Annotated in this window: 20 protein-coding genes; 13 read left to right on the top strand and 7 right to left on the bottom strand. The window is 54.0% G+C overall.

Features of this window, described 5'->3' with window-relative positions:
* The first annotated feature begins 103 nt into the window (after positions 1–103).
* The 3 genes from FFI61_RS16470 to FFI61_RS16460 all read left to right on the top strand — a co-directional run bounded on the left by FFI61_RS16470 (position 104) and on the right by FFI61_RS16460 (position 2,853).
* Positions 104–994 (top strand): LysR family transcriptional regulator, encoded by an 891-nt coding sequence (locus FFI61_RS16470; RefSeq protein ID WP_200204863.1) that lies wholly within the window; start codon positions 104–106, stop codon positions 992–994.
* Positions 995–1,038: 44 nt separating this feature from the next.
* On the top strand, positions 1,039–1,431 hold the full coding sequence (gene gcvH, locus FFI61_RS16465; RefSeq protein WP_200371775.1) for a glycine cleavage system protein GcvH: 393 nt from the start codon (positions 1,039–1,041) through the stop codon (positions 1,429–1,431).
* A 225-nt stretch (positions 1,432–1,656) separates the two neighbouring features.
* The gene (locus FFI61_RS16460) at positions 1,657–2,853 is read left to right on the top strand and encodes a class I SAM-dependent rRNA methyltransferase (protein WP_200371774.1); all 1,197 of its coding nucleotides are present in this window, start codon (positions 1,657–1,659) and stop codon (positions 2,851–2,853) included.
* Positions 2,854–2,917: 64 nt separating this feature from the next.
* Here FFI61_RS16460 and FFI61_RS16455 read toward each other — a convergent pair whose 3' ends face one another.
* Positions 2,918–3,574, bottom strand: a complete 657-nt coding sequence (locus FFI61_RS16455) for an HAD family hydrolase (RefSeq protein ID WP_200371773.1) — start codon at positions 3,572–3,574, stop codon at positions 2,918–2,920.
* A gap of 173 nt (positions 3,575–3,747) precedes the next feature.
* Between FFI61_RS16455 and FFI61_RS16450 the strand changes: the two genes are divergently transcribed.
* From FFI61_RS16450 to FFI61_RS16440, 3 genes are all read left to right on the top strand, one after another.
* Complete coding sequence (locus tag FFI61_RS16450; RefSeq protein ID WP_200204859.1) at positions 3,748–4,278, top strand: RNA pyrophosphohydrolase; 531 nt, start codon at positions 3,748–3,750, stop codon at positions 4,276–4,278.
* 15 nt (positions 4,279–4,293) lie between these two features.
* Positions 4,294–6,600, top strand: coding sequence for a phosphoenolpyruvate--protein phosphotransferase (ptsP, locus tag FFI61_RS16445; protein ID WP_200204858.1), 2,307 nt, complete (start codon positions 4,294–4,296; stop codon positions 6,598–6,600).
* Between the two features lie 118 nt (positions 6,601–6,718).
* The gene (locus FFI61_RS16440; protein ID WP_200371772.1) at positions 6,719–7,963 is read left to right on the top strand and encodes a patatin-like phospholipase family protein; all 1,245 of its coding nucleotides are present in this window, start codon (positions 6,719–6,721) and stop codon (positions 7,961–7,963) included.
* Between the two features lie 52 nt (positions 7,964–8,015).
* On the opposite strand, the gene hslU is transcribed toward FFI61_RS16440, so the two are convergent.
* The 5 genes from hslU to FFI61_RS16415 all read right to left on the bottom strand — a co-directional run bounded on the left by hslU (position 8,016) and on the right by FFI61_RS16415 (position 14,744).
* The gene (hslU, locus tag FFI61_RS16435) at positions 8,016–9,347 is read right to left on the bottom strand and encodes an HslU--HslV peptidase ATPase subunit (RefSeq protein WP_200371771.1); all 1,332 of its coding nucleotides are present in this window, start codon (positions 9,345–9,347) and stop codon (positions 8,016–8,018) included.
* A gap of 2 nt (positions 9,348–9,349) precedes the next feature.
* Complete coding sequence (gene hslV / locus FFI61_RS16430; RefSeq protein ID WP_200204855.1) at positions 9,350–9,919, bottom strand: ATP-dependent protease subunit HslV; 570 nt, start codon at positions 9,917–9,919, stop codon at positions 9,350–9,352.
* Between the two features lie 209 nt (positions 9,920–10,128).
* Complete coding sequence (locus FFI61_RS16425; protein ID WP_227715012.1) at positions 10,129–10,620, bottom strand: SPOR domain-containing protein; 492 nt, start codon at positions 10,618–10,620, stop codon at positions 10,129–10,131.
* Between the two features lie 150 nt (positions 10,621–10,770).
* Complete coding sequence (gene argS, locus FFI61_RS16420) at positions 10,771–12,456, bottom strand: arginine--tRNA ligase (RefSeq protein WP_200371769.1); 1,686 nt, start codon at positions 12,454–12,456, stop codon at positions 10,771–10,773.
* A 113-nt stretch (positions 12,457–12,569) separates the two neighbouring features.
* Entirely contained in the window at positions 12,570–14,744 is a 2,175-nt protein-coding gene (locus tag FFI61_RS16415; protein ID WP_200371768.1) for a primosomal protein N', read from the bottom strand.
* A gap of 215 nt (positions 14,745–14,959) precedes the next feature.
* Between FFI61_RS16415 and rpmE the strand changes: the two genes are divergently transcribed.
* Together rpmE and FFI61_RS16405 are read left to right on the top strand one after the other, a co-directional pair.
* On the top strand, positions 14,960–15,184 hold the full coding sequence (gene rpmE, locus FFI61_RS16410) for a 50S ribosomal protein L31 (RefSeq protein WP_200204851.1): 225 nt from the start codon (positions 14,960–14,962) through the stop codon (positions 15,182–15,184).
* A gap of 228 nt (positions 15,185–15,412) precedes the next feature.
* On the top strand, positions 15,413–16,678 hold the full coding sequence (locus FFI61_RS16405) for a malic enzyme-like NAD(P)-binding protein (RefSeq protein WP_200371767.1): 1,266 nt from the start codon (positions 15,413–15,415) through the stop codon (positions 16,676–16,678).
* Positions 16,679–16,761: 83 nt separating this feature from the next.
* On the opposite strand, the gene FFI61_RS16400 is transcribed toward FFI61_RS16405, so the two are convergent.
* Positions 16,762–19,278, bottom strand: coding sequence for a penicillin-binding protein 1A (locus FFI61_RS16400; protein WP_200371766.1), 2,517 nt, complete (start codon positions 19,276–19,278; stop codon positions 16,762–16,764).
* A gap of 195 nt (positions 19,279–19,473) precedes the next feature.
* On the opposite strand from FFI61_RS16400, the gene FFI61_RS16395 reads away from it, so the two are divergent.
* The 5 genes from FFI61_RS16395 (at position 19,474) to pilQ (ending at position 24,383) form a co-directional block, all read left to right on the top strand.
* Positions 19,474–20,538, top strand: a complete 1,065-nt coding sequence (locus tag FFI61_RS16395; protein WP_200204848.1) for a pilus assembly protein PilM — start codon at positions 19,474–19,476, stop codon at positions 20,536–20,538.
* Entirely contained in the window at positions 20,538–21,101 is a 564-nt protein-coding gene (locus tag FFI61_RS16390) for a PilN domain-containing protein (protein WP_200204847.1), read from the top strand. The genes FFI61_RS16395 and FFI61_RS16390 overlap by 1 nt, the downstream gene beginning before the upstream one ends.
* Entirely contained in the window at positions 21,101–21,712 is a 612-nt protein-coding gene (locus FFI61_RS16385; protein WP_200204846.1) for a type 4a pilus biogenesis protein PilO, read from the top strand. The genes FFI61_RS16390 and FFI61_RS16385 overlap by 1 nt, the downstream gene beginning before the upstream one ends.
* A 2-nt stretch (positions 21,713–21,714) precedes the next feature.
* A complete protein-coding gene (locus tag FFI61_RS16380; protein WP_200204845.1) occupies positions 21,715–22,263 on the top strand; it encodes a pilus assembly protein PilP in 549 nt (182 codons plus the stop codon).
* A 65-nt stretch (positions 22,264–22,328) separates the two neighbouring features.
* The gene (pilQ, locus tag FFI61_RS16375) at positions 22,329–24,383 is read left to right on the top strand and encodes a type IV pilus secretin PilQ (protein WP_200371810.1); all 2,055 of its coding nucleotides are present in this window, start codon (positions 22,329–22,331) and stop codon (positions 24,381–24,383) included.
* Positions 24,384–24,513: the final 130 nt, after the last annotated feature.

The raw sequence follows: 24,513 nt of genomic DNA, 5'->3' as shown, positions 1-24,513 counted from the left end.
GTTTAGTGAGGCGTTGATAGGAGTTGCCAGATTAGCGTTCCGGGTCAATGAAAAATAATGGTATTATTTCAGGGTTCCATTAATTCCATTCATGGATTGCCGAATGATTGAACGTAACCATCTGGAAGTTCTTCGAGCTGTTGAAACAGAAGGCTCCCTGACGGCAGCCGCCAGCCGCCTTCACCTTACCCAGTCCGCGCTTAGCCACTCCGTACGCAAACTGGAGCAGCAGCTGGGAACCCCGCTTTGGCTGCGAGAAGGCAGGCAACTTCGATTGACCCAAGCCGGCAGCCACTTGTTGGCACTGGCTAATCGCCTGTTACCTCAATTTGAGCATGCGGAAATGCTCATCGGCCAGTTCGCCAGAGGGCAGGCGGGCACCCTGCGTATCGGAATGGAGTGCCATCCCTGCTATCAATGGCTGCTAAAAGTTGTTGGCCCTTACCTTGAACAGTGGCCGTCGGTGGATGTAGACGTAAAGCAGAAATTCCAATTCGGTGGTATTGGCGCTCTTTTTGGCCACGACATCGACATGCTGGTCACTCCCGACCCGCTGCACAGGCCGGGGTTAGTGTTTGAGCCTGTGTTTGATTACGAGCAGGTGCTGGTGGTTGCCGCTACCCACCGCCTGGCAGGCAAGCCTTGGGCAGAAGCGGTGGATCTGGAATCGGAAACCTTGATTACCTATCCCGTGGCGATAGAGCGGCTGGATGTTTTCAACCACATACTGGTGCCCGCAAACATGCGCCCCGCACGCCACAAAACCATCGAGACCACAGACATCATGCTGCAAATGGTCGCCGCCGGCCGTGGCGTAGCGGCGCTACCCCGATGGCTGGTCACGGAATACAGCGACCGGCTGGGCATTGTTCCGGTAAAACTGGGCAAAGAAGGCATATCCAAACAGATATTCCTGGGCTGCCGCGAGCGAGATGTGGGCGTGCAATATCTCGATTCCTTCATGAAGCTGGCACGAGAGGTTCGCTGGCGCTAAGGTTTCGGTTACACTGCCCAAAATTTTTGTCAGGAATTACCCTTATGAGTGAAACACCTTCTGATCTCAAATACATCGACACCCACCAGTGGGTGCGCGTACACGCTGACGGCACTGCAACCGTTGGCATAACCGACTTCGCCCAAGAGCAACTGGGTGACGTGGTTTATATCGGTGTTCCGGAAGTTGGCGAAACAGTCACCGGCGGCGAAGAAGCTGGCGTGGCCGAATCTGTGAAGTCCGCATCCGATGTGTTCAGCCCGGTAACAGGTGAGGTTCTTGAAGTTAACGAAAGCCTTGAAGACGAGCCAGAGAAGGTCAACGAAGATCCGTACGGCGATGGCTGGATGTTCAAGGTAAAGCTTGCTGATAAAAGTGAGCTTGATGGACTGATGGATGCAGATGCCTACGCCGAGCATGTAGCGGCCGCCGAGTAATTATTGGCACTGGTTCGAAAGCAGTTATAGGCACCTCCAGTGTCGAAGCAGTCGGGGCGCAGCTCCCAAAACTGTGCGGAGCCATGGATGGCGGAGCCAAGCGTACACGGACGTATTCACAGCGTGTTTTGGGAGCTGCGCCCCGACTGCGCCCCCAGCTCATGTGTCGTAGACCGCAGTTAATGTATAATCCCGCCCTGATTTTCTTCCCCCAAGGTGGCAGCAATGAATTTCCCGGTTTTATATCTACGCAAAGGCGCGGAGCGCAGGCTTCGGGCTGGCCACCTGTGGGTTTACAGCAACGAAGTCGACATCCAGAGATCACCACTGACACAGTTTGAAGCCGGCACCCAGGCTGAGCTGCGTGCGTCCAACGACAAACCTCTCGGTGTGATTTTCGTAAATCCTCATGCTCTTATTTGCGGCCGACTCATCAGCCGGGACGCGGCACAAGGTATGACCCCGAACCGATTGACTCAGCGCATGGAAACAGCGCTGGCATTGCGGGACAGGTTGTTTGATAAGCCCTTCTACCGCTGGGTATTCGGCGACAGCGACGGCCTGTCCGGGCTGGTTATCGATCGCTTTGGCGATACGGTTGTCGTCCAGATATCCACCGCTGGCATGGAGCTGATGAAAGAATCTATAGTCCGTGCGGTTCAGCGGTTGGCGCACCCGAAAGCCATCATCCTGAAAAACGATGGCAAGATGCGCAGCGTTGAAGGGCTGAACTCATACGTTGAGCAGGCCCATGGCCCGGAAGCGACACTGCTTGAAGTGGAAGAAAACGGCGTGCGCTTCGAAGTGCCCCTGGAGGGCGGTCAAAAAACCGGTTGGTTTTACGATCACCGTATGAATCGTCTGCGCCTGCAGGCCTACGCGCCGGGTAAACGGGTGCTGGATGTGTTCAGTTATGTAGGCGGTTGGGGTATTCAGGCGGCATGCGCCGGTGCCGCCCAGGTTACCTGTGTGGACAGTTCTTCTGGTGCTATTGATTCGGTACATCACAACGCCAAGCTGAATGGCCTTGATAATGTTGAAACCATCGAAGGCGATGCGTTTGATGCGTTGAAAGCGCTGGCGGAAGAGAAGGAAAAGTACGATATCGTTGTGCTGGACCCGCCCGCGCTTATTCCCCGCCGTCGGGATCAGAAAGCTGGCGAGCAGGCCTATGCGCGGTTGAATCAGCTTGGGCTGAGGCTGCTGGAGCGGGACGGAATTCTTGTTTCTGCTTCGTGTTCCATGCATCTCTCGCAGGAAAAGCTGGTAGATATCATTCGCGGCAGTGGCCGCAAGATCGATCGCTTCGTGCAGTTGCTGGAGCAGGGGCATCAGGCGCCGGACCACCCGATTATTCCAGGCATTCCAGAGACCGACTACATCAAGTCCTGCTTCGTACGATCCCTTACCGGTTTTATGTGATCCCCTGGTTGAGCCCGCCCTCCAATAAAACAAGGAGGCGGGCTCAACGCGCAGTTAGCGGGGCTCAGTCGCGAAGCGTCATAACACTCCAGCCTTTGTTCCTCGCAAATTCTTCCAGCTTTGGATCCGGGTCAACGGCAACCGGATTGTCCACCTTTTCCAGCAGTGGCAAATCGTTGTGTGAGTCGCTGTAGAACCAGGCGCCGTCCAGGCTTCTGTTGTGAGCGTTCAGCCAGTCGTTTAGACGAGTGACCTTGCCTCCCTGAAAGCTGGGGACGCCTGCAATTTCACCGGTGTAACGTCCATTGACCAACTCAGGTTCGGTGGCGATCAGGTGGTCAATACCCAGCACGGCTGCAATGGGCTCGGTCACAAACCGGTTGGTGGCTGTGATAATCATCAGCGTATGGCCCTGCTCCCGGTGGCTGTTCAACAGTTCACTGGCTTTTTCTTGCAGCATGGGGCGCACTTTCTTGTCCATGAACACATCTCGCCACGCCAGTAGTTCACTCATGTTGTGTGCTGACAAAGGTTGAAGCGCAAACCTGAGGTAATTCAGGATGTCCATTTCGCCATTCAGGTATTCCTGATAAAAGCGGTCGTTAGCTTGGCGATAGGTCTCTGCATCAACGATGCCTTCTTCTACAAGAAACTCGCCCCAAGCGTGGTCGCTGTCGCCAGCGAGCAGGGTATTGTCGAGATCAAAAATTGCGAGCGTCAAACGTTTACCTCCAGAGGCATAGGGCTTGCGAAAAGCGGTATGTTACCACGGGTACCCTGAGTGCGGCTGCGTTTGCCGAAGTCTTGGGATTCTGTAAGAATGAGCGCAACTTGGAAAAAATCCGGCCGGTACATATCTCACCGGCCTGCCGACTCTATCAAGAGGACTGTACCGTGATCGATTCAGACGGTTTCAGACCCAATGTCGGAATCATTCTGGCCAACCACCGGGGAGAGGTTCTCTGGGCGAGGCGAATAGGACAGGACTCCTGGCAGTTTCCTCAAGGCGGGATAAATCACGAAGAATCGCCGGAAGAAGCGCTATACCGGGAGCTCGGAGAGGAAGTTGGCCTGGGCGCCAATGATGTCGAAATCATCAGTTGCACCCGGGGCTGGCTGAGGTACCGTCTTCCCCGAAGGATGGTGCGGCACAACTCGCACCCCGTCTGCGTGGGTCAAAAACAGAAATGGTTCCTGCTGAGGATGTTATCACCCGATGCACAAGTGCGCGTTGATGGTACGGATTCACCGGAATTTGATGGCTGGCAGTGGGTAAGCTACTGGTATCCGTTGGGTCAGGTGGTGTCCTTCAAGCGTGAAGTGTACCGACGTGCGCTGAGAGAACTTGCGCCAAGACTGTTCTACAACATGGAGCAGTGGCACCGGAGCGAGCACAACCGGCGTTTAAAGGAACAGGCGAAATGACGGACTGACACACCCATGCTGAGCATTCTGCGAAGTCTTGTACAAGAGGTAAACAGCGCCCGGGATCTCTCGGAAGCGTTGGGTATTATCGTGTCGCGTGTGCAGAAAGCCATGAACACCGAGGTCTGTTCTGTCTACTTGCTGGATCCGGTGTCCAATCGCTACATTTTGATGGCCACCGAAGGCCTGTACCTGAAAGCCGTAGGCAAAGTGAGCCTTGCGCACTCAGAAGGCCTGGTGGGCCTTGTCGGTTCCCGGGAAGAACCAATCAATCTTGAAGATGCACCTTCCCACCCCCGTTATCGTTATTTTCCCGAAACTGGTGAAGAGCGTTTCCGCTCCTTCCTCGGTGTCCCCATTATTCACCATCGCCGTGTGCTTGGGGTTCTCGTAGTCCAGCAGCGCGAGAGTTCCCGGTGCTTTGATGAGGGTGAAGAAGCGTTTCTGGTCACGGTTTCAGCTCAGCTTGCGGGCGTTATAGCCCACAGTGAGGCGACCGGCGCCATCAGCGGTCTCTCTCTCACCGGCGAAGAGACCCGAGATGTCAGCTTCAATGGTGTTCCGGGCGCGCCCGGAGTGGCAATTGGTCATGGTGTTGTGGTGTACCCCGCAGCTGATCTGGACGTGGTTCCCGATAAGCCTGCAGAAGATATTGAGCTGGAACTGGAGCTGTTCCGGTCGGCAGTGCAATCGGTGTGCGAAGACATTGGCCAGGTCGCCAAGCGGCTCACTTCACGGCTTCGTCCGGAAGAGTTGGCACTGTTTGACGTATATCTCCGCATGCTGGGCGATGAAGCATTGCCCGGGGAAGTTAATAATCGTATTCGGGAAGGAAACTGGGCTCAGGGTGCCCTCAAACAGGTGGTTCAGCACTACGTTCGTCATTTCGAAATGATGGATGACCACTACCTTCAGGAAAGGGCGGTCGATGTCCGCGACCTTGGTCGCCGTCTGCTTTCCTACTTGCAGGAGGGCGATCAAAAGGACCTGAACTACCCCGAACGCACGGTTCTGGTCAGTGAAGAGCTGACGCCTGCCATGCTGGGAGAGGTGCCCCGGGGCCAGCTGGTGGGCCTTGTTTCCGTCAAAGGTTCCAGCAACTCCCATGTGGCCATTCTCGCCCGCGCAATGGGTGTGCCCACCGTTATGGGGCTTGTGGATATTCCGGTGAATCAGCTCGATGGTCGGGAGCTGATTGTTGATGGTTTTGAGGGGCAGATTTTTGCTTCTCCGTCGTCAGACCTCAGGGCGTTTTTTCAAACCATCTGCGAGGAAGAGGCTGAACTCGATCGGGGGCTGGAAGCGCTTCGCGATAAACCCTGTATAACCACCGATGGCCATCGTGTGCCCCTGCTGGTGAATACCGGGCTGATGACCGATGTAGTGCGTTCCTTGTCGCACGGCGCCGAAGGCATAGGGCTTTATCGCACCGAAGTGCCTTTCATGATCAAGGACCGCTTTCCATCGGAGCAGGAGCAGCGACAGTATTACCGGGAACAGCTGGAAGCCTTTGCACCCAACCCGGTAACCATGCGTACTCTGGATATCGGTGGTGACAAGGCGCTGACCTATTTCCCGATTGAGGAAGAGAACCCGTTCCTGGGTTGGCGCGGTATTCGGGTAACTCTGGACCATCCGGAAATATTTCTGGTTCAGGTGCGAGCCATGCTCAAAGCAAGTGAGGGCCTGAACAATCTGCAGATCATGTTACCCATGATCAGCAATATTTCTGAGGTAGAAGAGTCTCTGCACCTGATTTACCGGGTATATCACGAGGTGCGAGAGGAAGGTTTTAACATTCACATGCCCAAAGTGGGTGTGATGGTGGAAATACCGGCCGCGGTATACCAGGTTCGTGAATTGGCCGATCGTGTGGACTTTCTCTCGGTGGGCTCAAATGACCTGACCCAGTACTTGCTGGCAGTTGACCGCAATAACCCGCGGGTTGCTCAACTCTACCATTCGTATCACCCCGCGGTTTTGCAGGCGTTGGTAAGAATTGCTCAGGACGCCCATGCGGTTGGCAAGCCAGTGGGTATCTGCGGTGAGCTTGCGGGAGATCCCGGTGGTGCACTGTTGCTGATGGCTATGGGCTACGATTCTCTTTCCATGAACGCAGCCAGCTTGCCAAAAGTGAAATCCGTCATTCGCAGCGTCAGTCGGGAGTGGGCAGTAAAGCTGTTGAAAGACGTGCTGCTGCTGGATTCTCCCCACGTGATCAAGAGCTGTGTGGATCTGGCATTGCGTGATGCCGGTTTTGGCCGGTACCTTCGGCCGGGAATTTCCACGAGTGCCGCTCTGGTGGAACAGGTCGCTTCTTGAGGTTGTCATATCAGGCAGGCTCTCAAATATAGGGTGCGCGCTCTAAACCGGGTTGTTACCTTGTAAGTCAGGCAGGCCAGAAACTGAATCTGGCGAATTATCCGGAGAAGGAAAGGCCATGAAAAAGCCAACCGAACTGAAACCAGCACCGCGCATCGGGCTTGCACTCGGTGGGGGGGGGCCTTTAGGCGGCATATATGAGATTGGCGCACTCCGGGCGCTGGATGAAGCTCTGGATGGCTTGGATTTCAATAACCTTGATGTGTACGTGGGCGTTAACTCCGGCTCATTTGTAGCCGCCAACCTGGCGAACCAGATGACCACGGCGCAACTGTGCCGGATTTTTGTGCGTAATGAAGCTGAAGTTCATCCTTTTCACCCTGATGTATTCTTCCGGCCAGCACTGAAAGAAATGGCGGGCCGATTGCTGGCGGTGCCCGGATTGCTCACGACGGCCGTGCGCCGTTTTGTTGCCAATCCTTACGATCAGAGCTTACTCGAAGCCCTCACCATACTGTCTCAGGCGGCCCCCGCCGGGCTGTTTGATAATGAAGGGCTTCATGATTATCTCAAGCGTGCTTTTTCCATGTTGGGCCGCTCAAACGACTTCCGGCAGCTAAAGCGCAGCCTATACATTGTTGCGGCAGACGTGGAAAGCAGCGACGCCGTGTGCTTTGGCGCTCCCGGGTTTGATCATGTGCCCATATCCAAAGCCATACAAGCGAGCACAGCATCTCCGGGGCTGTACGTGCCGGTTGATATCGATGGCCGGTATTATGTAGACGGAACGCTGCGCAAAGGCTTGCATGCATCGGTTGCGTTTGAAGATGGTGCAGACCTGGTTTTTGCTGTGAACCCCTTGGTGCCCATTGATGCCAGTGCGGCGGTACGGGCGGGCACTATGGCGCCCGGAGAATTGACTCGTTCGGGGATGCCAAACCTGCTGTCACAGATGTTCCGGACCATGGTTTATTCCCGCATGCAGTCGGGTATTGCTCACTACGCGACGGACTATCCGGATAAGGATATCCTGTTGTTTGAGCCGACTCGGGATGACGCCAAGCTGTTTTTCTCTAACGTGTTCAGCTTCCAGTCACGCCGAATGGTGTGTGAGCATGCTTATCAGATGACCCGCCAGGATCTGCGGAATCGTGCAGACGAGCTGGAGCCAAAGCTGGCAAAATATGGCATCAAGCTACGCCGGGATCGTCTGGAAGATGAGCAGCGCACCATTAGTACCAGCCTTTATGGCGAAATGCTGCCACTGTATGTGGCCAGGAGCAGAAAGAAAAAGACAACCGGAAAGGGCAAGCTGGCGGCAGGGCTGGGAACGGTCACCCACCTGTTTTCAAAGGCAGAGTAGGTATTCGGGCCAGGCGCGCGAAAAGCACGCCTGGCTCAACGGTGGCTTCAAATCAGAGAATATAACGACTCAGATCTTCGTCTTCCGACAGTTCTCCAAGCTTTTCATTAACGTAATCTGCAGTGACTTCAAACGCTTCGGTTACCCCATCACCCGCATCAAAAGACAGGCTTTCCAATAGCCTTTCCAAAACCGTGTGTAAGCGCCTGGCACCGATGTTTTCGGTTGTCTCATTTACCTTCCAGGCGATCTCCGCTATGCGGGCAATTGCATCTTCACTGAACGTCAGCTTAACGCCCTCGGTGTTCATCAGAGCTTCGTACTGCTGAACCAATGAGGCATCCGGTTCTGTGAGAATGCGCTTGAAATCGTCCGGGGTAAGAGCCTGCAGTTCTACCCGTATTGGCAGTCGGCCCTGCAGCTCCGGAATAAGATCCGATGGCTTGGACAAGTGGAAAGCGCCGGACGCAATAAACAGAATATGATCTGTGCGTACCGAGCCGTATTTTGTGCTCACGGTACTGCCCTCAATCAGTGGCAGAAGATCCCTCTGAACGCCTTCCCGGGAAACATCCGACGAGCTGTTCTCCGCGCGCTTGGCCACCTTGTCAATTTCATCGAGAAACACAATGCCGTTCTGCTCAACGGCAATAATGGCTTTCTGTTTGATCGACTCCTCATTGACCAGCTTACTGGCTTCCTCTTCCTTCACCCGTTTCAGAGCGTCTGCCACCTTCATCTTCCGGGGCTTGGATTTATCAGCGGCCATGTTGGAAAACATGCTCTGCAGCTGGCTGGTCATCTCCTCCATGCCGGGAGGCGCCATGATTTCTACGCCGGCGCTTGAATTACGAAGGTTGATCTCGATTTCCTTATCGTCGAGTTCGCCTTCCCTCAGCTTTTTCCGGAACATCTGGCGAGTGGAGGAGTCTTCAGAGGTCTTTTGGCTATCCTCGCCGAAGCTTCTTGGCGGTGGGAGCAGGGCGTCGAGGATTCTGTCTTCGGCTGCGTCCAAAGCCTGCTCTTCGTGACGCTTCATTTCCTGAACCCGCAGCATTTTTACGGCCATATCCGCCAGATCGCGGATAATGGATTCCACATCACGCCCAACGTAGCCAACCTCGGTAAATTTGGTGGCTTCAACTTTCAGGAAAGGTGCATCTGCCAATTTGGCCAGGCGGCGGGCAATCTCAGTTTTGCCTACACCGGTGGGGCCGATCATCAGGATGTTCTTGGGTGTGACCTCATCCCGAAGCGTGCTGTCCAGCTGCATCCGGCGCCAGCGGTTTCTCAGGGCGATCGCCACGGCCCGCTTGGCCTCTTGCTGACCCACGATGTGTTTATTGAGCTCGTGAACAATTTCACGGGGAGTCATTGCAGACATGTTTACTCCGGATCAGTCGTTTTGGAGGGTTCTGGTTTGATAACAGCGTCTTTGGAGAGCAGTTCAATGGTGCGATTGTGGTTGGTATAGATGCAGATATCTGCAGCTATCTCCAGGCCTTTCTCCACAATCTCGTGGGCAGAAAGCTGAGTGTTTTCAAGCAGAGCCCGTGCAGAGGCTTGAGCGAACGGGCCGCCCGAGCCGATAGCAATCAACCCGTGCTCTGGCTCTATCACGTCACCATTACCTGTGATGATCAGGGAAGCTGTTTTATCCGCTACAGCCAAAAGCGCTTCCAGCTTGCGCAAGGCCCTGTCTGACCGCCAGTCTTTGGCAAGTTCAACGGCGGCTCTTGTGAGATTGCCGTTATGCTTTTCAAGCTGCGCCTCAAAGCGCTCAAACAGAGTAAACGCATCTGCAGTGCCGCCTGCAAAACCCGCGATAACCTGCCCGTTATAGAGGCGGCGTACCTTGCGGGCGTTACCCTTCATCATGGTATTTCCCAGAGAAACCTGGCCGTCGCCACCCATGGCAACTTCGTCATCGCGTCTGACGGAAAGTATGGTAGTCATTCGGGCTCCAATTGCCTGATTAAAAATCGGTATTGGGCAGTTATGGAGGCAGGATGGAAGAATTCAAGTAGTTTGGAGTAGGAGTCTGCAGGGTGCGGCTTTTCAAAACACGCTGTGAATACCTCCCTGTACGCTCGGCTCCGCCATCCATGGCTCCGCACGGTTTTGAAAAGCCGCACCCTGCAGACTCCCGTAGCTATCGGGTAACCTCAACCTTGCTTGGGAACCTTCCGAATAAGCGGCTGAATGTTAATCGAAACAAGCTTGTCGATGGCTGAGCTCATCTGACTGCGGGTATTAAAGGGCCCGACATTCACTCTATACCAAACGGAGCCGCTATCGAGTTCTATGCGCTGCACGCCGGCTCTGAGCCCCTGAAAGGCAATCTGTGCGCGCTGACGCTCAGCATCTTCCTTGCTGCGGAAAGAACCGGACTGCACCAGGTAGTCAAAGTCCTGCTTGGTTGGGCCCGGAGTGTACTCCTCCACCTTTGGCGGAATAACCTCAGATTCCGGCAGCATCTCATAAAACCGGAAACCTGGTTTTTTCTCCTCCGGTTTGGCGGTTTTCGTTGCCGGAGTTTGTGCTGACTCTTTGGCAGTGGGCGGCTGCTGCGGCCCGCTGCTTGGTGGCACAGAATTGAGGTAGACAATAAACCCGATAAAGCCACCAACCGTTGCCAGTGAAAAAATCCACTTCAAGGATAAACCTCCTCGCTGAGAGCGCGCAGGCGCAGCTGGCTTTGCGCGTTTTTTCTGGGCGCTAGCAGGCTTGGCAGGCTTTTTCCTGTTGGGGGCTGCGGAAGCACCTGAGCGATTTTTACGAGCATAGTCTCGGGACATTGTTGTTACTTACATCTCTTCCGGTGCGCTAACGCCCAGCAGGTCCAGCCCATTGGCAATTACCTGGCGTACGGCGAGGTAGAGGCTGATGCGGGCATCTCGTAGTGCTGTATCTTCTATCAGCACCTTGTGGGCGTTGTAATAAGTGTGAAACTGGCCGGCCAGCTCCCTCAGATAATGGGTGAGGGTGTGTGGTTCACGCTGTAAGGCAGAGCTGGCAATCAGCTCCGGATATTTCGCCAGCTGGTTTGCTATCTCTTTTTCTTCATCCAGCGTCAGTAAAGACAGATCGCCCACACACTCGTTCAGTCCGCGCGCAACGCCTTCGGCAGCCAGCTTCCGTAACACGCTGCATATGCGTGCGTGGGCATACTGAATGTAGTACACCGGGTTTTCATTGGTCTGGGAGCGGGCCAGATCGATATCGAAGGTCAACTGGGAGTCAACGCGCCGAGCTGCAAGGAAAAAACGGGTGGCGTCGCGGCCGACTTCGTCTATCAAATCGCGAATGGTGACGTAGCTGCCTGCGCGCTTGGAAATTTTTACTTCCTGTCCGGAACGGGTAACCATCACCATCTGGTGCAGAACGTAATCCGGCCAGCCCTTGGGAATGCCTGCATTCAAAGCCTGCAAGCCAGCACGAACGCGAGTTACCGTAGAGTGGTGGTCGGCCCCCTGTTCGTTGATGACCGTGGTAAAGCCACGCTGCCATTTGTCCAGGTGGTAGGCGACATCTGGCAGGAAGTAGGTGTAGCCTCCGTCTTTCTTGCGCATAACCCGGTCTTTGTCGTCACCGAACTCTGTGGTTTTGAGCCACATGGCGCCGCCGTCTTCATAGGTGTAGCCGTTTTCCTGTAAGCGTTTAACGGTAGCTTCCACTTTTCCATCGTCGTACAGGGACGATTCCAGGAAGTACACATCAAACTCGACGCCAAAGGCTTTCAGGTCGAGATCCTGCTCCCGGCGCAGATAGGCCACTGCAAACTCCTGAATGGCAGCCAGGTCATCAGGGTTGGCGCTGGCAGTCACCTCCCTGTCATCTGCCGTAACCGTATCACCGGCCAGATAGGCTTTTGCGACATCAGCAATGTAGTCGCCACGATAGCCGTCTTCCGGCCAGCTTTCGTCTTCGGGTGTCAGCCCCTTGACGCGCGCCTGTACGGACAGGCCAAGGTTGTTGATTTGGGCGCCGGCATCGTTGTAGTAAAACTCGCGGGTAACGTCATAGCCGTTGGCTTCCAGGAGGCGGCAAAGGCAATCGCCAATGGCTGCGCCCCGGCCGTGGCCTACGTGCAGTGGGCCAGTGGGGTTGGCGGATACAAATTCCACCTGAACTTTTTCACCCTTACCGCTGTTGTTGCGACCAAACTGCCCAGCCTCATCCAGAATGGTATTTACTATCTCAAATGCACTGGCCGTGCTCATGAAAAAGTTAATAAACCCCGGGCCTGCAATTTCCACCTTCGCGACAGCGCTGCTTTGGGGCAACTTCTCAATCAGCATTTCTGCCAGTTTGCGAGGCGCACAGCCGGCCGTTTTGGCTGCAACCAATGCGATGTTGCAAGCATAGTCACCATGGGATTTATCCTTGGTGTTACCCACTTGCGGCGTATAGGTCTGGTCGGCTGGCAGCGTGCCTTCAGATTGAAGGGCCGCCAGTGCGGACTGGAGCAGATCGGAAACGGTCTCTTTCATGCTGTGAGATGGCTCAGTTTACTGGAAAGTTGGGTTGGGGCAGGGCGCCCTGTGATAATTGAAGAAGGGCATTATCGCGGAAAGTCTGGCCGCAAGCAAAAGCCCAGTGATCATTAGCCTGTTTCTTGCGGATCCACATCAATCATCCACTTCGCACCCTTTTGAAATCTTTTTTGTTCAAGCGTCTGGCAAACGCTCGTCAGCAATTTATTGAGGCGCCGCCGGTTATCGGTATTGAGCACAAGTTGCGCCCGGTGACGGTCGGCCCGGCGTGCGATCAGGGCGGGTAGGGGGCCCCAAACTTCGATGCCTGGTGTGTTTGTGAGCGGTTTTATGCTGTCGAGGATCTGTAGGCTTTGCTCCATGGTGTCCGCTTCGGCCCGGAATATAGCCATGGCGCGAAAAGGCGGAAACTGGCCGGCTTCGCGCTCCTCAAGAAGCTGGTCTGCCATGTCGAGATAGTGCCCATTGCAAAGTGTTCTGAGCAGGGGGTGGTCGCTGTGGCAGGTTTGTACAACTACTTTGCCTACTTTAGTTCCACGGCCTGCCCGGCCACTTACCTGGAGTAATGTCTGGATCAATTGCTCAGGGGCCCGGAAGTCGACGCTGAAAAGGCCGCCGTCGGCATTGATAACAACAACCAACGTCACATTTGGGAAGTCGTGGCCCTTTGCCAGCATCTGGGTGCCTACGAGAATGCAGGGCTCGCCGGTGTTGACCTGTTCGAGTATCGTCTGAATGCTGCCTTTGCGCTGGGTGCTATCGCGATCTACCCGGACGATGGGAGTGTCAGGGAAGTGGGCGGCCAGGATATCTTCGGTTTGCTCTGTTCCCTGGCCTACGGGTTTGAAAGCTTCACTTTTGCATTTGGGGCAGGTGTCGGTTGCTGCAGCCTGGTAATCGCAATGGTGGCAGCGCATGGCGCGGTCACGGCGATGGTAGGTGAGGCGGGTGTCGCAGCGCGGGCACTCAACCATGTGGCCGCAGTCAAAGCACATCATAACTGGCGCAAAACCGCGACGGTTTACGAACACGAGCGCCTGGTTTCCGCCTTCCAGTGTTTTCTTGAGTGCTTGCAGGGCGGGGCGGGAGAGTCCGCCCTCCAGGGGGCGGCTACGGATGTCCAGCAGGCTGATAGAGGGCGGTAGCGCCTCACCGGCACGTTCTTCCAGTTTTATCAGCCTGTACTTGCCCGCCAGGGCGTTGTGATAAGACTCCAGAGATGGTGTGGCGGAGCCAAGGATTACCGGGCAACGATTCAGGTGCGCACGATAAACGGCAACATCCCTGCCGGAATAGCGAAATCCTTCGCCTTGCTTGTATGAGCTGTCGTGCTCCTCATCAACAATCAAGGTTTTCAGTGCAGTGAATGGAAGTAGCACGGCCGATCGCGTGCCAATGAGTATGATTGGCTCGCCATTACGGATTTTTAGCCAGGCGTTCAGGCGTTCGCTGTCGTTCAGGGCGGAGTGCCATACCAGGATGCGCTCGCCAAAATAGCGTTTGAAACGGGCGACAGTTTGGGGGGTCAGGTTGATTTCCGGAACCAGTACCAGAGCCTGATCTTCTGTGGCGAGGTTCTGCTTAAGGTAGTGCAGGTAAATTTCGGTTTTGCCGCTGCCGGTGATGCCGTATAGAAGGGAGGCGCTGAAGCCTTCGTCCGGTAGTGGAAGCTGGGATGCGGCGTTGAGTTGGGCAGGAGAAAGTGTTGGGGCTGCAATGGATTCACTGTATTGCTGGCTTTGGGGGCTTGTGCTCTCCGGGGCTGCAACTCGAACCAGTTCTTTTTCAAGCAGAGCCTTCAGTTGCGGGCGAGTGAAGCCCGCTTTTGTGATTTCGCTATTTTTTACGCCCTGCTCATGCTGGGCAATCCATTCCAGCAGGTTTTTTTGCTTGTGGGCTTTTGCCGGGAGGGCCGCGCTGCTACCGCAGGCCTGCCATCTGTCGTCGGTTTTTTGTATGGCCGGCCGGCCCCGCCGCAGAGCGGGTGGGATGGCAGTGAACAAACACTCCCCCAGAGGGTGCTGGTAGTAGTCGCTAGCCCAGCTAAGTAATTGAAAAGTTTCATTTGGCAGGGCGGGCCAGTTTTCCAGTGCTTTTAGCACCGGTTTCAGGGTGATGCCCTCTGGTGGTTCAATGTTTGTTTCCACAACCAGGCCGATCGCCTGCTGTCGCCCGAAAGGAATTTTTACGCGTTGGCCCGGTTCCAAAGGTATTCCCTCGGGCACAAGGTAATCAAAGAGCCTTCTTAGTGGCCGATTCAGCGCAATACGGGCTGTTGATGGCAACGGGTAATCCTTTAATGATTTATGCGTATAAGGCAGGGTTCACGCACCTGCAAGGCTTGCCTGCCAGGATAATTGCAAGTAAGATTCGCGGTCTGTTTGCGGCAGGGCATGATTGTGCCCCGTCTTCTCCATTGATTCAAACATGCGGTGCCTGGCACTTGGGCTTTTACGAGTGTCCCGTGATCAGGTAGCGGCATGACCCACAGAGGTTCGCCATGAAAGAAGGTATTCACCCCAAGTACGAAGACATCACCGCAACATGTTCTTGCGGAAACGTGATCAAAACTCGCTCTACTGTCGGTCATGACCTGCAGTTGGATGTTTGTTCCCAGTGTCACCCATTCTACACTGGCAAGCAGAAGGTTATGGATACTGGTGGACGTATCGACAAGTTCCAGAAGCGTTTTGGCGGTCGTATCGCCGGAAAGAAAGAAGACTGATCTTGTTATAGATTCGAAAAAAGCGCCTGAGGGCGCTTTTTTTATGGGAAGCGCAAAATAACAGCTTAGTATTTGATTATACGCAATTCGCCGTATTGACTGGTTATAGTTTGTTCGATTTGCCCTTGTCGTTTCGGGGCGAGCGCGCCATAATGTCGCGCTCCTTCAGGCAGGCACCTGCCGCCTGGAGGCTTATTACCTTTTAACGTGACAAACGGAACAGTGGCAATGTCTCAAGATCTGAAAGAAGCAGCCCTTGAATATCACGCCAAGCCGCGGCCTGGAAAGATTAGTGTAGAAATCTCCAAGCCGACCGCGACCGCTCGCGACCTCGCTTTGGCATATAGCCCAGGCGTTGCAGAGCCGGTTCGCGAGATTGCGAAGGACCCGGAGAACGCATACAAGTACACGGCCAAGGGTAACCTTGTCGCCGTTATCTCCGATGGTACTGCGATCCTCGGTCTGGGTAACCTGGGCCCGCTGGCGAGCAAGCCGGTAATGGAAGGCAAAGGTGTACTGTTCAAGCGCTTTGCCGGGATTGACGTATTCGACATCGAAGTCAATTCTGAAAGCCCGCAGGCGTTCATTGAAACCGTTGAGCGTATTGCTGACACCTTTGGTGGCATTAACCTTGAGGATATCAAGGCGCCAGAGTGTTTCGAAATTGAACGCGCGCTGATCGAAAAGTGCAACGTGCCTATCTTCCACGATGATCAGCATGGCACAGCGATTGTTACTGCAGCCGGCATGATCAACGCCCTTGAGTTGCAGGGCAAGAAAATTGAAGAAGCGAAAGTGGTTTGCCTGGGTGCCGGTGCTGCTGCAATCGCGTGCATGAAGCTGTTGATCAGCTGCGGTATCAGCTCTGATAACATCTACATGCTCGACCGCAAGGGTGTGATCCACTCTGGTCGCGATGACCTTAATCAGTATAAGGCGATGTTTGCCAACGACACCGACAAGCGTACGCTGGATGAAGCCATTGATGGAGCCGATGTGTTCCTGGGTCTGTCTGGCCCGGATCTGCTGAGCGCTGACCAGCTCAAGAAAATGGCTCCCAACCCGGTTGTGTTTGCCTGCTCAAACCCGGATCCTGAAATCGATCCTGCGGTGGCGCACTCTGTTCGTGATGACCTCATCATGGCGACTGGTCGCTCAGACTATCCAAACCAGGTTAACAACGTGCTTGGCTTCCCATTCATCTTCCGTGGTGCACTTGATGTTCGTGCAACTTGCATCAACGAAGAAATGAAAGTGGCTGCAGTGAATGCGATCCGTGAACTGGCTAAAGAGCCGGTGCCGCAGGAGATCTGCGAAGCCTACGGTGCTGACAGCTTTGAGTTTGGTAAAGAGTACATCATTCCCAAGCCCATGGATGTTCGTCTGCTGGAGGTTGTTCCTGCAGCTGTTGCCCGTGCTGCAGTGGATTCCGGCGTTGCCCGTAAAGGCTATCCGGCGCACTATCCGCTGAAGAGTATGGATGACATCATCTGATCGATGACGTTATGAGTTTGTAAAAAAACCGGCGGTGATCCCGCCGGTTTTTTTGTGGGTATTTGTTTTGTGCTGCGGGTTGCCTAGAAGATTTGGCGCGAAAGGTCGTCTCCATTGCCATGAGTGCGGCCGGGTCTCTCATCTTCTTCGGTCAGAGGTGCGGGTGCATCTTCTTCCTTGAATATCTCGAAGGCACCCTCCTCGCCAGGTCTTGCACGCCTACCGGTCTCCGGGTTGATTCGAATGTTTACAATGCCGTTAGGGCGCGGCATGAAGGCTGATGGGGCGCCGTCAAGCGCTACCTTCATGTAGTCTATCCAGATGGGTAAGGCTGTGCTCGCACCGAATTCCCGGCGGCCTAGTGGGGCTGGCTGGTCGAACCCGACCCACACCGTGGTGGCAAGGTTGTGGTTGAACCCTGCAAACCAGGTGTCCCTCTGCTCATTTGTTGTGCCGGTCTTGCCGGCAATGTCATCCCGGCCAAGGGCCAGCGCCCTGCGCCCAGTTCCCCGCTTAACCACATCCCGGAGCATTGAGTGCAATATGTATACAGAGCGCTCGTCTGCTAGCCGACGCATAACACGCGTCTTGGGGGCGGATTCCTCTGTCATGGTCAGTGTGCTTTCGAGAGTGTCATCTGTGCTGGTTTCAGGCTCCAGGTCGTTGGTGCCGCAGTTACGTTCACACAGAATAACCTCCGGGGCCAAGTATATGTCCTTGCCGTCTACATCTGTGATGCTCTGAATCAGGAACGGTTCTACGTCGTAACCACCGTTGGCGATAACTGCCAGGCCTCTGGCTAACTCCATCGGCGAGAGTTGTCCGCTGCCCAGTGAGAGGGACAGGTCTTTGGGCATATTCTCGGTGGGAACCTTGAGCTGATCAAGGTAGTCCAGCATTTGGGGAATGCCCAGATCTCTCAAGAGCCGGATAGAAACAAGATTTCGTGAGCGGTAAAGGGCTTCACGCAGAGGGGTGGGGCCATAGAATTGTCCTGAGGAATTCTGTGGGCGCCAGGCAGTTTCGAGTTCCGAGTCATCAAAAACAATTGGGGCATCGTTATAAATAGTGGCCGGCGTTTTGCCGCTCTCCAGGGCGCTGAGGTACAGGAACGGTTTGAATGTAGAGCCTGGTTGACGCTTGGCTTGTATGGCACGGTTGTACTTGCTTTGTCCGAAACTGTAGCCGCCCGCAAGTGCTTGTATGGCGCCGGTTTTAGCCTCAATAGAGATTAGCGCACCTTCGGCTTTTGGAACTTGCATGAGTGACGCGCGGATGGGTTGGACAGATGCTGGGTCCTGGTCGACTGTTTGCTCTGCGTCATCCGGTGTGTCTGGTACTTTGGGGAGTTCGTCTACCCGAACATAAACAACGTCGCCTACGCTCACAACATCTGAAGCTTTTTCGGGTTTGGGCCCGGTCAGGTTTTCAGTTCTGTAGCGGCGGGCCCACTGCATTGTTTCGAAGGGTATGATTGCTGGTCCAAACCTCCGCACATAGGCGTGCGCTTCCCCTTTATCGTCATTAATTTCGGTAATAGCGGCAGGCATCAAAGACTCTACTCTGGGGTAGTTCAGCATCGCGCGAGCAAGATCTCCTCCTGCAAGGGTGTCGGCATCCAGTTTGCCTATGGCGCCCCGGAACCCGTGTCGGCGATCGTAGGCTTCAAGGCCGCTTCGCAAGGCGTCTGTTGCTGTCTGCTGTTCTTTGCTGTCTACCGTCAGTGTAACGGAGTAGCCATCGGTATAGGCTTCCTCTCCAAAGCGTCGGACCATCTCTGCTCGCGCCATTTCAGCAACATAGTCGGCGTCCACTTCGGTTTCTGTGGCGTTGTAAGTTGCTGTGAGTGGCGCCTGAATGGCGAGGTCGTAGGCGGTCGGGCTGATATACGCAAGCTCTTTCATTCGGCCAAGAATCCAGTCTCTGCGCTGCATGGCGCGCTGGGGGTTGGCGAGAGGGTTGTATGCAGAGGGGGCTTTGGGTAGTCCTGCCAACATGGCCATTTGAGCAAGTGACAGTTCGTTGACGGGCTTGTTGTAATAAACGCGAGCCGCAGCCGCTATGCCGTAAGCCCGGTTGCCCAGGTAGATCTTGTTCAGGTAGAGCTCAAGAATTTCGTCTTTTTCGAGTTCACGTTCTATTTGAACAGCCAGGAGTATCTCGTTGAACTTGCGAATAAAGGTCCGGTCGCGTGACAAAAAGTAATTTTTTGCAACCTGCATGGTGATGGTGCTGCCGCCAGATTGGATCGAGCCGGTAGAGATCAGTTCGATCGCAGCCCGCACCAATCCTTTGATGTCGACCCCGAAGTGCTCGTAAAAGCGTGAGTCCTCAGCTGCCAAAAAGGCTTGTAACTGAATTGTAGGGATCTGTTCGATTGTGATCGGGGCCCTTCTCTTTTCACCGAATTCTGCTATTAATCTGTTGTCTTTGCTATATACCCGCAGCGGCGTCTGGAGTTTTATGTCCAGAAGCTGCTCAACAGGTGGAAGGCCAGGGCGCAAGTAAAGATAAAAGCCTGAGCCAACGATAACGGCGACACTCAGTCCGGTGAGAAATAACCAGGCAAAAAGGCGAGAAGTACGCAACAAATGAGACATTTTTTTCTGACAACTGTTGGATATAGGTCTATCATTTGAGAAATTGCTTTAGGAAGGATGAGTCGCTTCACCGTTGCAAATGTTCCCAGCTGAACGAGAGTGGGCATTGTAAACGGAACAATGAAGAAATTCTCTTAAATAAAAAACACATAACACATGTAACCGGGTGCAACTAACCAGGTATAGGGTGAGCGCGTGTTCGGATTGTTCGGAAAGAAATCCAGTGCAGTGTTGGGCGTTGATGTGAGCTCCAGTTCCGTCAAGCTCATAGAGCTGTCCAAGCAGGGCGACCGTTATAAGGTCGAAAGCTACGCTGTTGAGCCGTTGCCGGCGAATGCTGTCGTGGAAAAAAATATCACGGACGTAGAAGCGGTAGGTGAGGTTCTCAAGCGGGTAGCCTCAAAGTCGCGTTCCAGCGTCAAACAGGTTGCTGTGGCGGTGTCCGGCTCAGCGGTCATTACAAAGCTCATTCAGATGGATGGCGGCCTTAACGAATTTGAGATGGAAGATCAGATCGCCCTCGAGGCTGATCAGTACATCCCATATCCGTTAGACGAGGTTGCTATTGATTTCGAGGTGCAGGGTCCCTCGGAAACGAACCCGGATCAGGTGGATGTGCTCCTGGCGGCTTGCCGTAAGGAGAACGTGGATATTCGCCAGGACGCACTCGAGATCGCTTCGCTTAACACGAAGATTGTGGACGTTGAAGCCTATGCGCTGGAGCGTGCATACGGTTTGATTGAAGCTCAGCTCGATTCCCAGGGTGAGGAGCTTGTGGTGGCCATTGTTGATGTTGGGGCGACCATGACAACCTTGAGTGTTCTGGCTGAAGGTAAAACCGTGTATACGCGAGAGCAGATCTTTGGTGGCAAACAGCTTACGGAAGAAATCCAGCGTCGCTACGGTTTGTCTGTAGAAGAAGCCGGGCTTGCCAAAAAGCAGGGCGGGCTGCCTGATGATTACGAATCCGAAGTGCTTACGCCGTTTAGGGAGGCCGTGGTTCAGCAGGTTGCCCGTGCGCTGCAGTTCTTTTTCGGGGCTAGCCAGTACAATGCGGTGGACTACGTGGTGCTCGCAGGTGGTACTGCTTCGATTCAGGGGCTGACAGAAATGGTGGAAGAAAAGACTGGTACACCAACACTTGTTGCGAACCCCTTTGCAGAGATGGCGGTCGGTTCGCGGGTTAACGCATCTGCTTTGAGTAACGATGCTCCCTCGCTGATGATTGCTTGTGGCTTGGCGATGAGGAGCTTCGACTAATGGCAAGAATTAACCTCAGGCCTTGGCGCGAAGAGCTCCGGGCAGAGAAGCAGAAACAGTTTGTTGTGATGGTTGTGGGTGCCGCTATTATCGGAGCAGGGCTTACGTTTTTGTGGAGTTCTGACCTCGATAGCAGTATCGCATACCAACATTCACGTAACGCGTACATCGAGTCGGCCACCAAAAAGCTCGATGTGCAGATCAAGGAAATTGACAGCTTGAAGCGCAAGCGTAACGAGTTGCTTGCGCGCATGAAGGTCATTCAGGACTTGCAGGGCAAGCGGCCCGTCATTGTTCGTGCCTTTGATGAGCTGGTCCGCACCTTGCCTGATGGTCTGTTTTATACAGACCTCAAAAAGACAGGTGATCAGGTGAGCATTGTGGGTATGGCGGAATCAAATAGCCGTGTTTCAACGCTGATGCGTCAGTTTGATGAGTCCGAGTGGTTCACAAACCCGAATCTGTCCAATGTGTCGTCGGCGGATGGAAAGCGTGCAGGTTACAGCCAGTTCACCATGACAGTGCAGCAGAAAACACCTGAGCCGGAAGGAGGGAGTAAGTAATGAGCCTTGCGGATTCACTTAAAAGCCTGAATGAATTTGATATCAATGATCTTGATATAAATAATGCGGGTATCTGGCCTGCACCTATCAAGGCCATTGTTGTTTTGATCGTTTTCGGTCTGATCATGGGCGGAGGCTACTGGTTTTTCATAAAAGACCAGTATGTTCAGATCGACAGGGTTGAAAAAATCGAACAGGATTTGCGCAAAAAGTACGAAGAGAAAGCTTACCAGGTAGCTAACCTGGAGGTGTTCAAAGCGCAGATGATTGAAATGGAAGAGACCTTTGGCGCTCTGGTTCGGCAGTTGCCGAGCGAGACAGAAGTGCCGGGGCTTCTGGAAGATATCACTAACACTGCTCTGGGTAGCGGACTCGCGTTGCAGGAAGTGAAGCTACAGCCTGAGCAGAGACGCGACTTCTATTCAGAACTACCGATCAATATCCGTGTTTCCGGCTCTTACCATGAGTTGGCATCCTTTGTAAGCAGCGTTGCAAGCCTTCCAAGGATCGTAACATTGCATGATTTAACCATTAAACCAACTGGCGGAGACGGTGAGCGACTTGATATGCAAGTTGTTGCGCGCACCTACCGCTACCGGGCTGGAGAATGAGCATGGCAGCAAAGCATGCGGGAAAAGCCTGGCTGGGTGTTTGTCTGGTATCACTCTTGACAGCTTGCTCCCAGGGCAGCGGTTTTTCCGATCTGGACAAGTTTATGGCAGACACCCGAGCCAAACCTCGGGGGCATGTCGAACCATTGCCTGAGTTTAGCGCATACGAGGCGTTCAGTTACTCTGCAGCAGACAGGCGGGCTCCGTTTGAGCCCCCACTGGATGTTCAGCTGACTATGGTTGACGAAAAGCCCATAAGTGATGTTGAGCCCAATCTGGATCGCCCCAAAGAAGTGCTGGAGAATTTTGATCTCAAGGATCTTGGCATGGTGGGGACGCTCCAGGGAGTGTCCGGAAACCTGTTTGCTCTGATTCGGGACAATGCGGGGGGTATTCACCGGGTTCGTACCGGGAATTTCATGGGGCAGAACTATGGCCGGGTTATTGGCGTTAGTGAAACCCGTATAGAGCTTATCGAAATCGTTCCCAATGGCCGGGGTGGCTGGGTAGAGCGTCCTCGCTCTCTGACCCTGGACGAAGACGCTGGCTAAGGAGCGACTTTATGAAAACTGAAAGAAAAATGCATGCACAAAAAAGTTCGGGGTCGAGGCTAGCGATGTTCAGAAAACTCAATGTATACGTCAGCTTAATTGCTTTTGGGTTGTTATCCGGCCTGGCCAGTGCGGTCACGCTGGAAGACGTGTCGTTTTCGTCGCTACCGGGAGAGCGCCTGGAAGTGACACTTAAGTTTGATGGTCAACCGCCCGAACCATCGGGTTACACCATTGAACGACCAGCAAGAATCGCGATGGATTTGCGTGACACTACCAGTGGGCTTAACACCCGCAGCATTCCTCTCGGTTCGGGTAATGCCCAGAGCATGACCGTTGTTGAGACAAAGGATCGTACGCGCTTGATCTTCAATCTGGTTGAGCTTGCGCCTTACGAGACAGTTCGGAATAACAACTCGCTGGTGATGACAATCGGTGGTGAGTCAGGTGCTGGCTCTGTTGCCACTAACACTTCCGGAACAGCAGCTGCGTCACAGTCCGCTTCTACACCAGGTACATTGGCCGGCATAGATTTCCGTCGTGGAAAGAATGGCGAGGGTCGTGTCATTGTTGATCTTGGAAGTCCAGGCACGCCGGTTGATCTGTCTGAGTTGGGCGGGAAAATCCGTCTCACGATGAATGGGATTGCCGTGCCAGCCGATCTGCGCCGACGCTTGGATGTAACCGACTTCGCAACACCTGTCAGCCGCGTTGATACGTTCATCGAAGATGGCAACGCGGTGGTCGAGATACGCCCTGAAGGCAATTATGATTACATTGCCTATCAGTCTGGTAGTCAGTTTACGGTGAGTGTTGAAAAGCTGAGCGAAGAAGAAGCTGAGACCCGCCGTGAGGAAAAGTTCCCTTACTCCGGAGAAAAGCTGTCGCTGAACTTCCAGGATATCGAAGTGCGCTCAGTGCTGCAGTTGATTGCTGACTTCACCGGCTTGAATCTTGTTGCCAGTGACACGGTAGGTGGCAGCATTACTCTGCGACTGCAGAATGTTCCCTGGGATCAGGCTCTGGATCTTATCCTGAAGACCAAAGGGCTGGATAAGCGTCAGATTGGCAACGTATTGTTAGTCGCACCTGCTGAAGAGATTGCGGCCCGTGAGAAGCTTGAGCTGGAAACTACCAAGCAGATTGCTGAGCTTGCGCCGGTTCGTTTGGACATTATCCAGGTTAACTACGCGAAGGCGAGTGACATAGTTGCACTTATTCAAGCAGATAAAGAGCTGATCTCGAGCAGAGGCTTCGTTTCCTCAGATGCGCGCACCAATACCATCAGTGTTCGGGAGACGACTGAGAAACTGGATGAAATCCGTCGTCTTGTTTCGACTTGGGACATAACGGTTCGTCAGGTTTCCATCGAAGCTCGCATTGTTCGCGCTCAGAATAACGTTGCTCAAGAGCTTGGTGTGCGCTGGGGTGCAGCAGGCCGGGGTAATGCAAACAGTGGAATCAATAATGTTGTAGTCGGCGGCTCACAGGGTGGCTTGAGCTCGATTGCCGGCAGCGGCGCTCTTGGCTTCCCGTCTGACCTTAACGTAGACCTGGGCACTATTCGTTCCCCGGCAGGGTCGCTAGCCTTTGGTTACATTGGTACGGACTTCTTGATTGATATGGAGTTGTCCGCTTTTGAAAGTGACGGTCAGGCCGAGGTGGTCTCGCAGCCACGCGTGGTAACTGCAGATCGTCAGACGGCTTCCATCAAGTCGGGTCAGGAAATTCCATATCAGGAAGCTTCCAGCAGCGGTGCAACCAGCACTTCATTCAAAGAGGCGGTGCTGTCGCTAGAGGTCACTCCTCAGATCACCCCTGACGACAAGATCATAATGGACCTTGAGGTTAATCAGGATTCCCGAGGCGAAGATACTGACGCGGGTCCGGCGATTAATACCAACTCCATTACAACGCAGGTGCTTGTGGGCAATGGTGAAACAATTGTGCTTGGAGGGATTTTTGAGTCCACCAACTCAACCACGGTCACAAAAACACCATTCCTGGGTGATATTCCCTACCTGGGCCGTCTTTTCAAGCGGACGGAAGTAACCGAACTCCGTAGTGAACTCTTGATCTTCATCACGCCGAAGATCATCAAGAACGACCTGATTCAGTAACAGGGGTCAGCAGCAAAGCCGCCGCGGTAAACCGGCGGCTTTTTTGTGTCTGAAAACCTGAGATCCCAGGCGAAGCTTATGCAATCTTCAGCCCTGTGATATTCTCACGCGCCTGAACATTATTGAGCGG

The sequence above is a fragment of the Marinobacter sp. DY40_1A1 genome, from assembly GCF_016597815.1.
Taxonomy (GTDB): domain Bacteria; phylum Pseudomonadota; class Gammaproteobacteria; order Pseudomonadales; family Oleiphilaceae; genus Marinobacter; species Marinobacter xiaoshiensis.
Note: the sequence above shows the minus strand (reverse complement) of the source record. Positions and strands in the feature narration are given on the sequence as shown.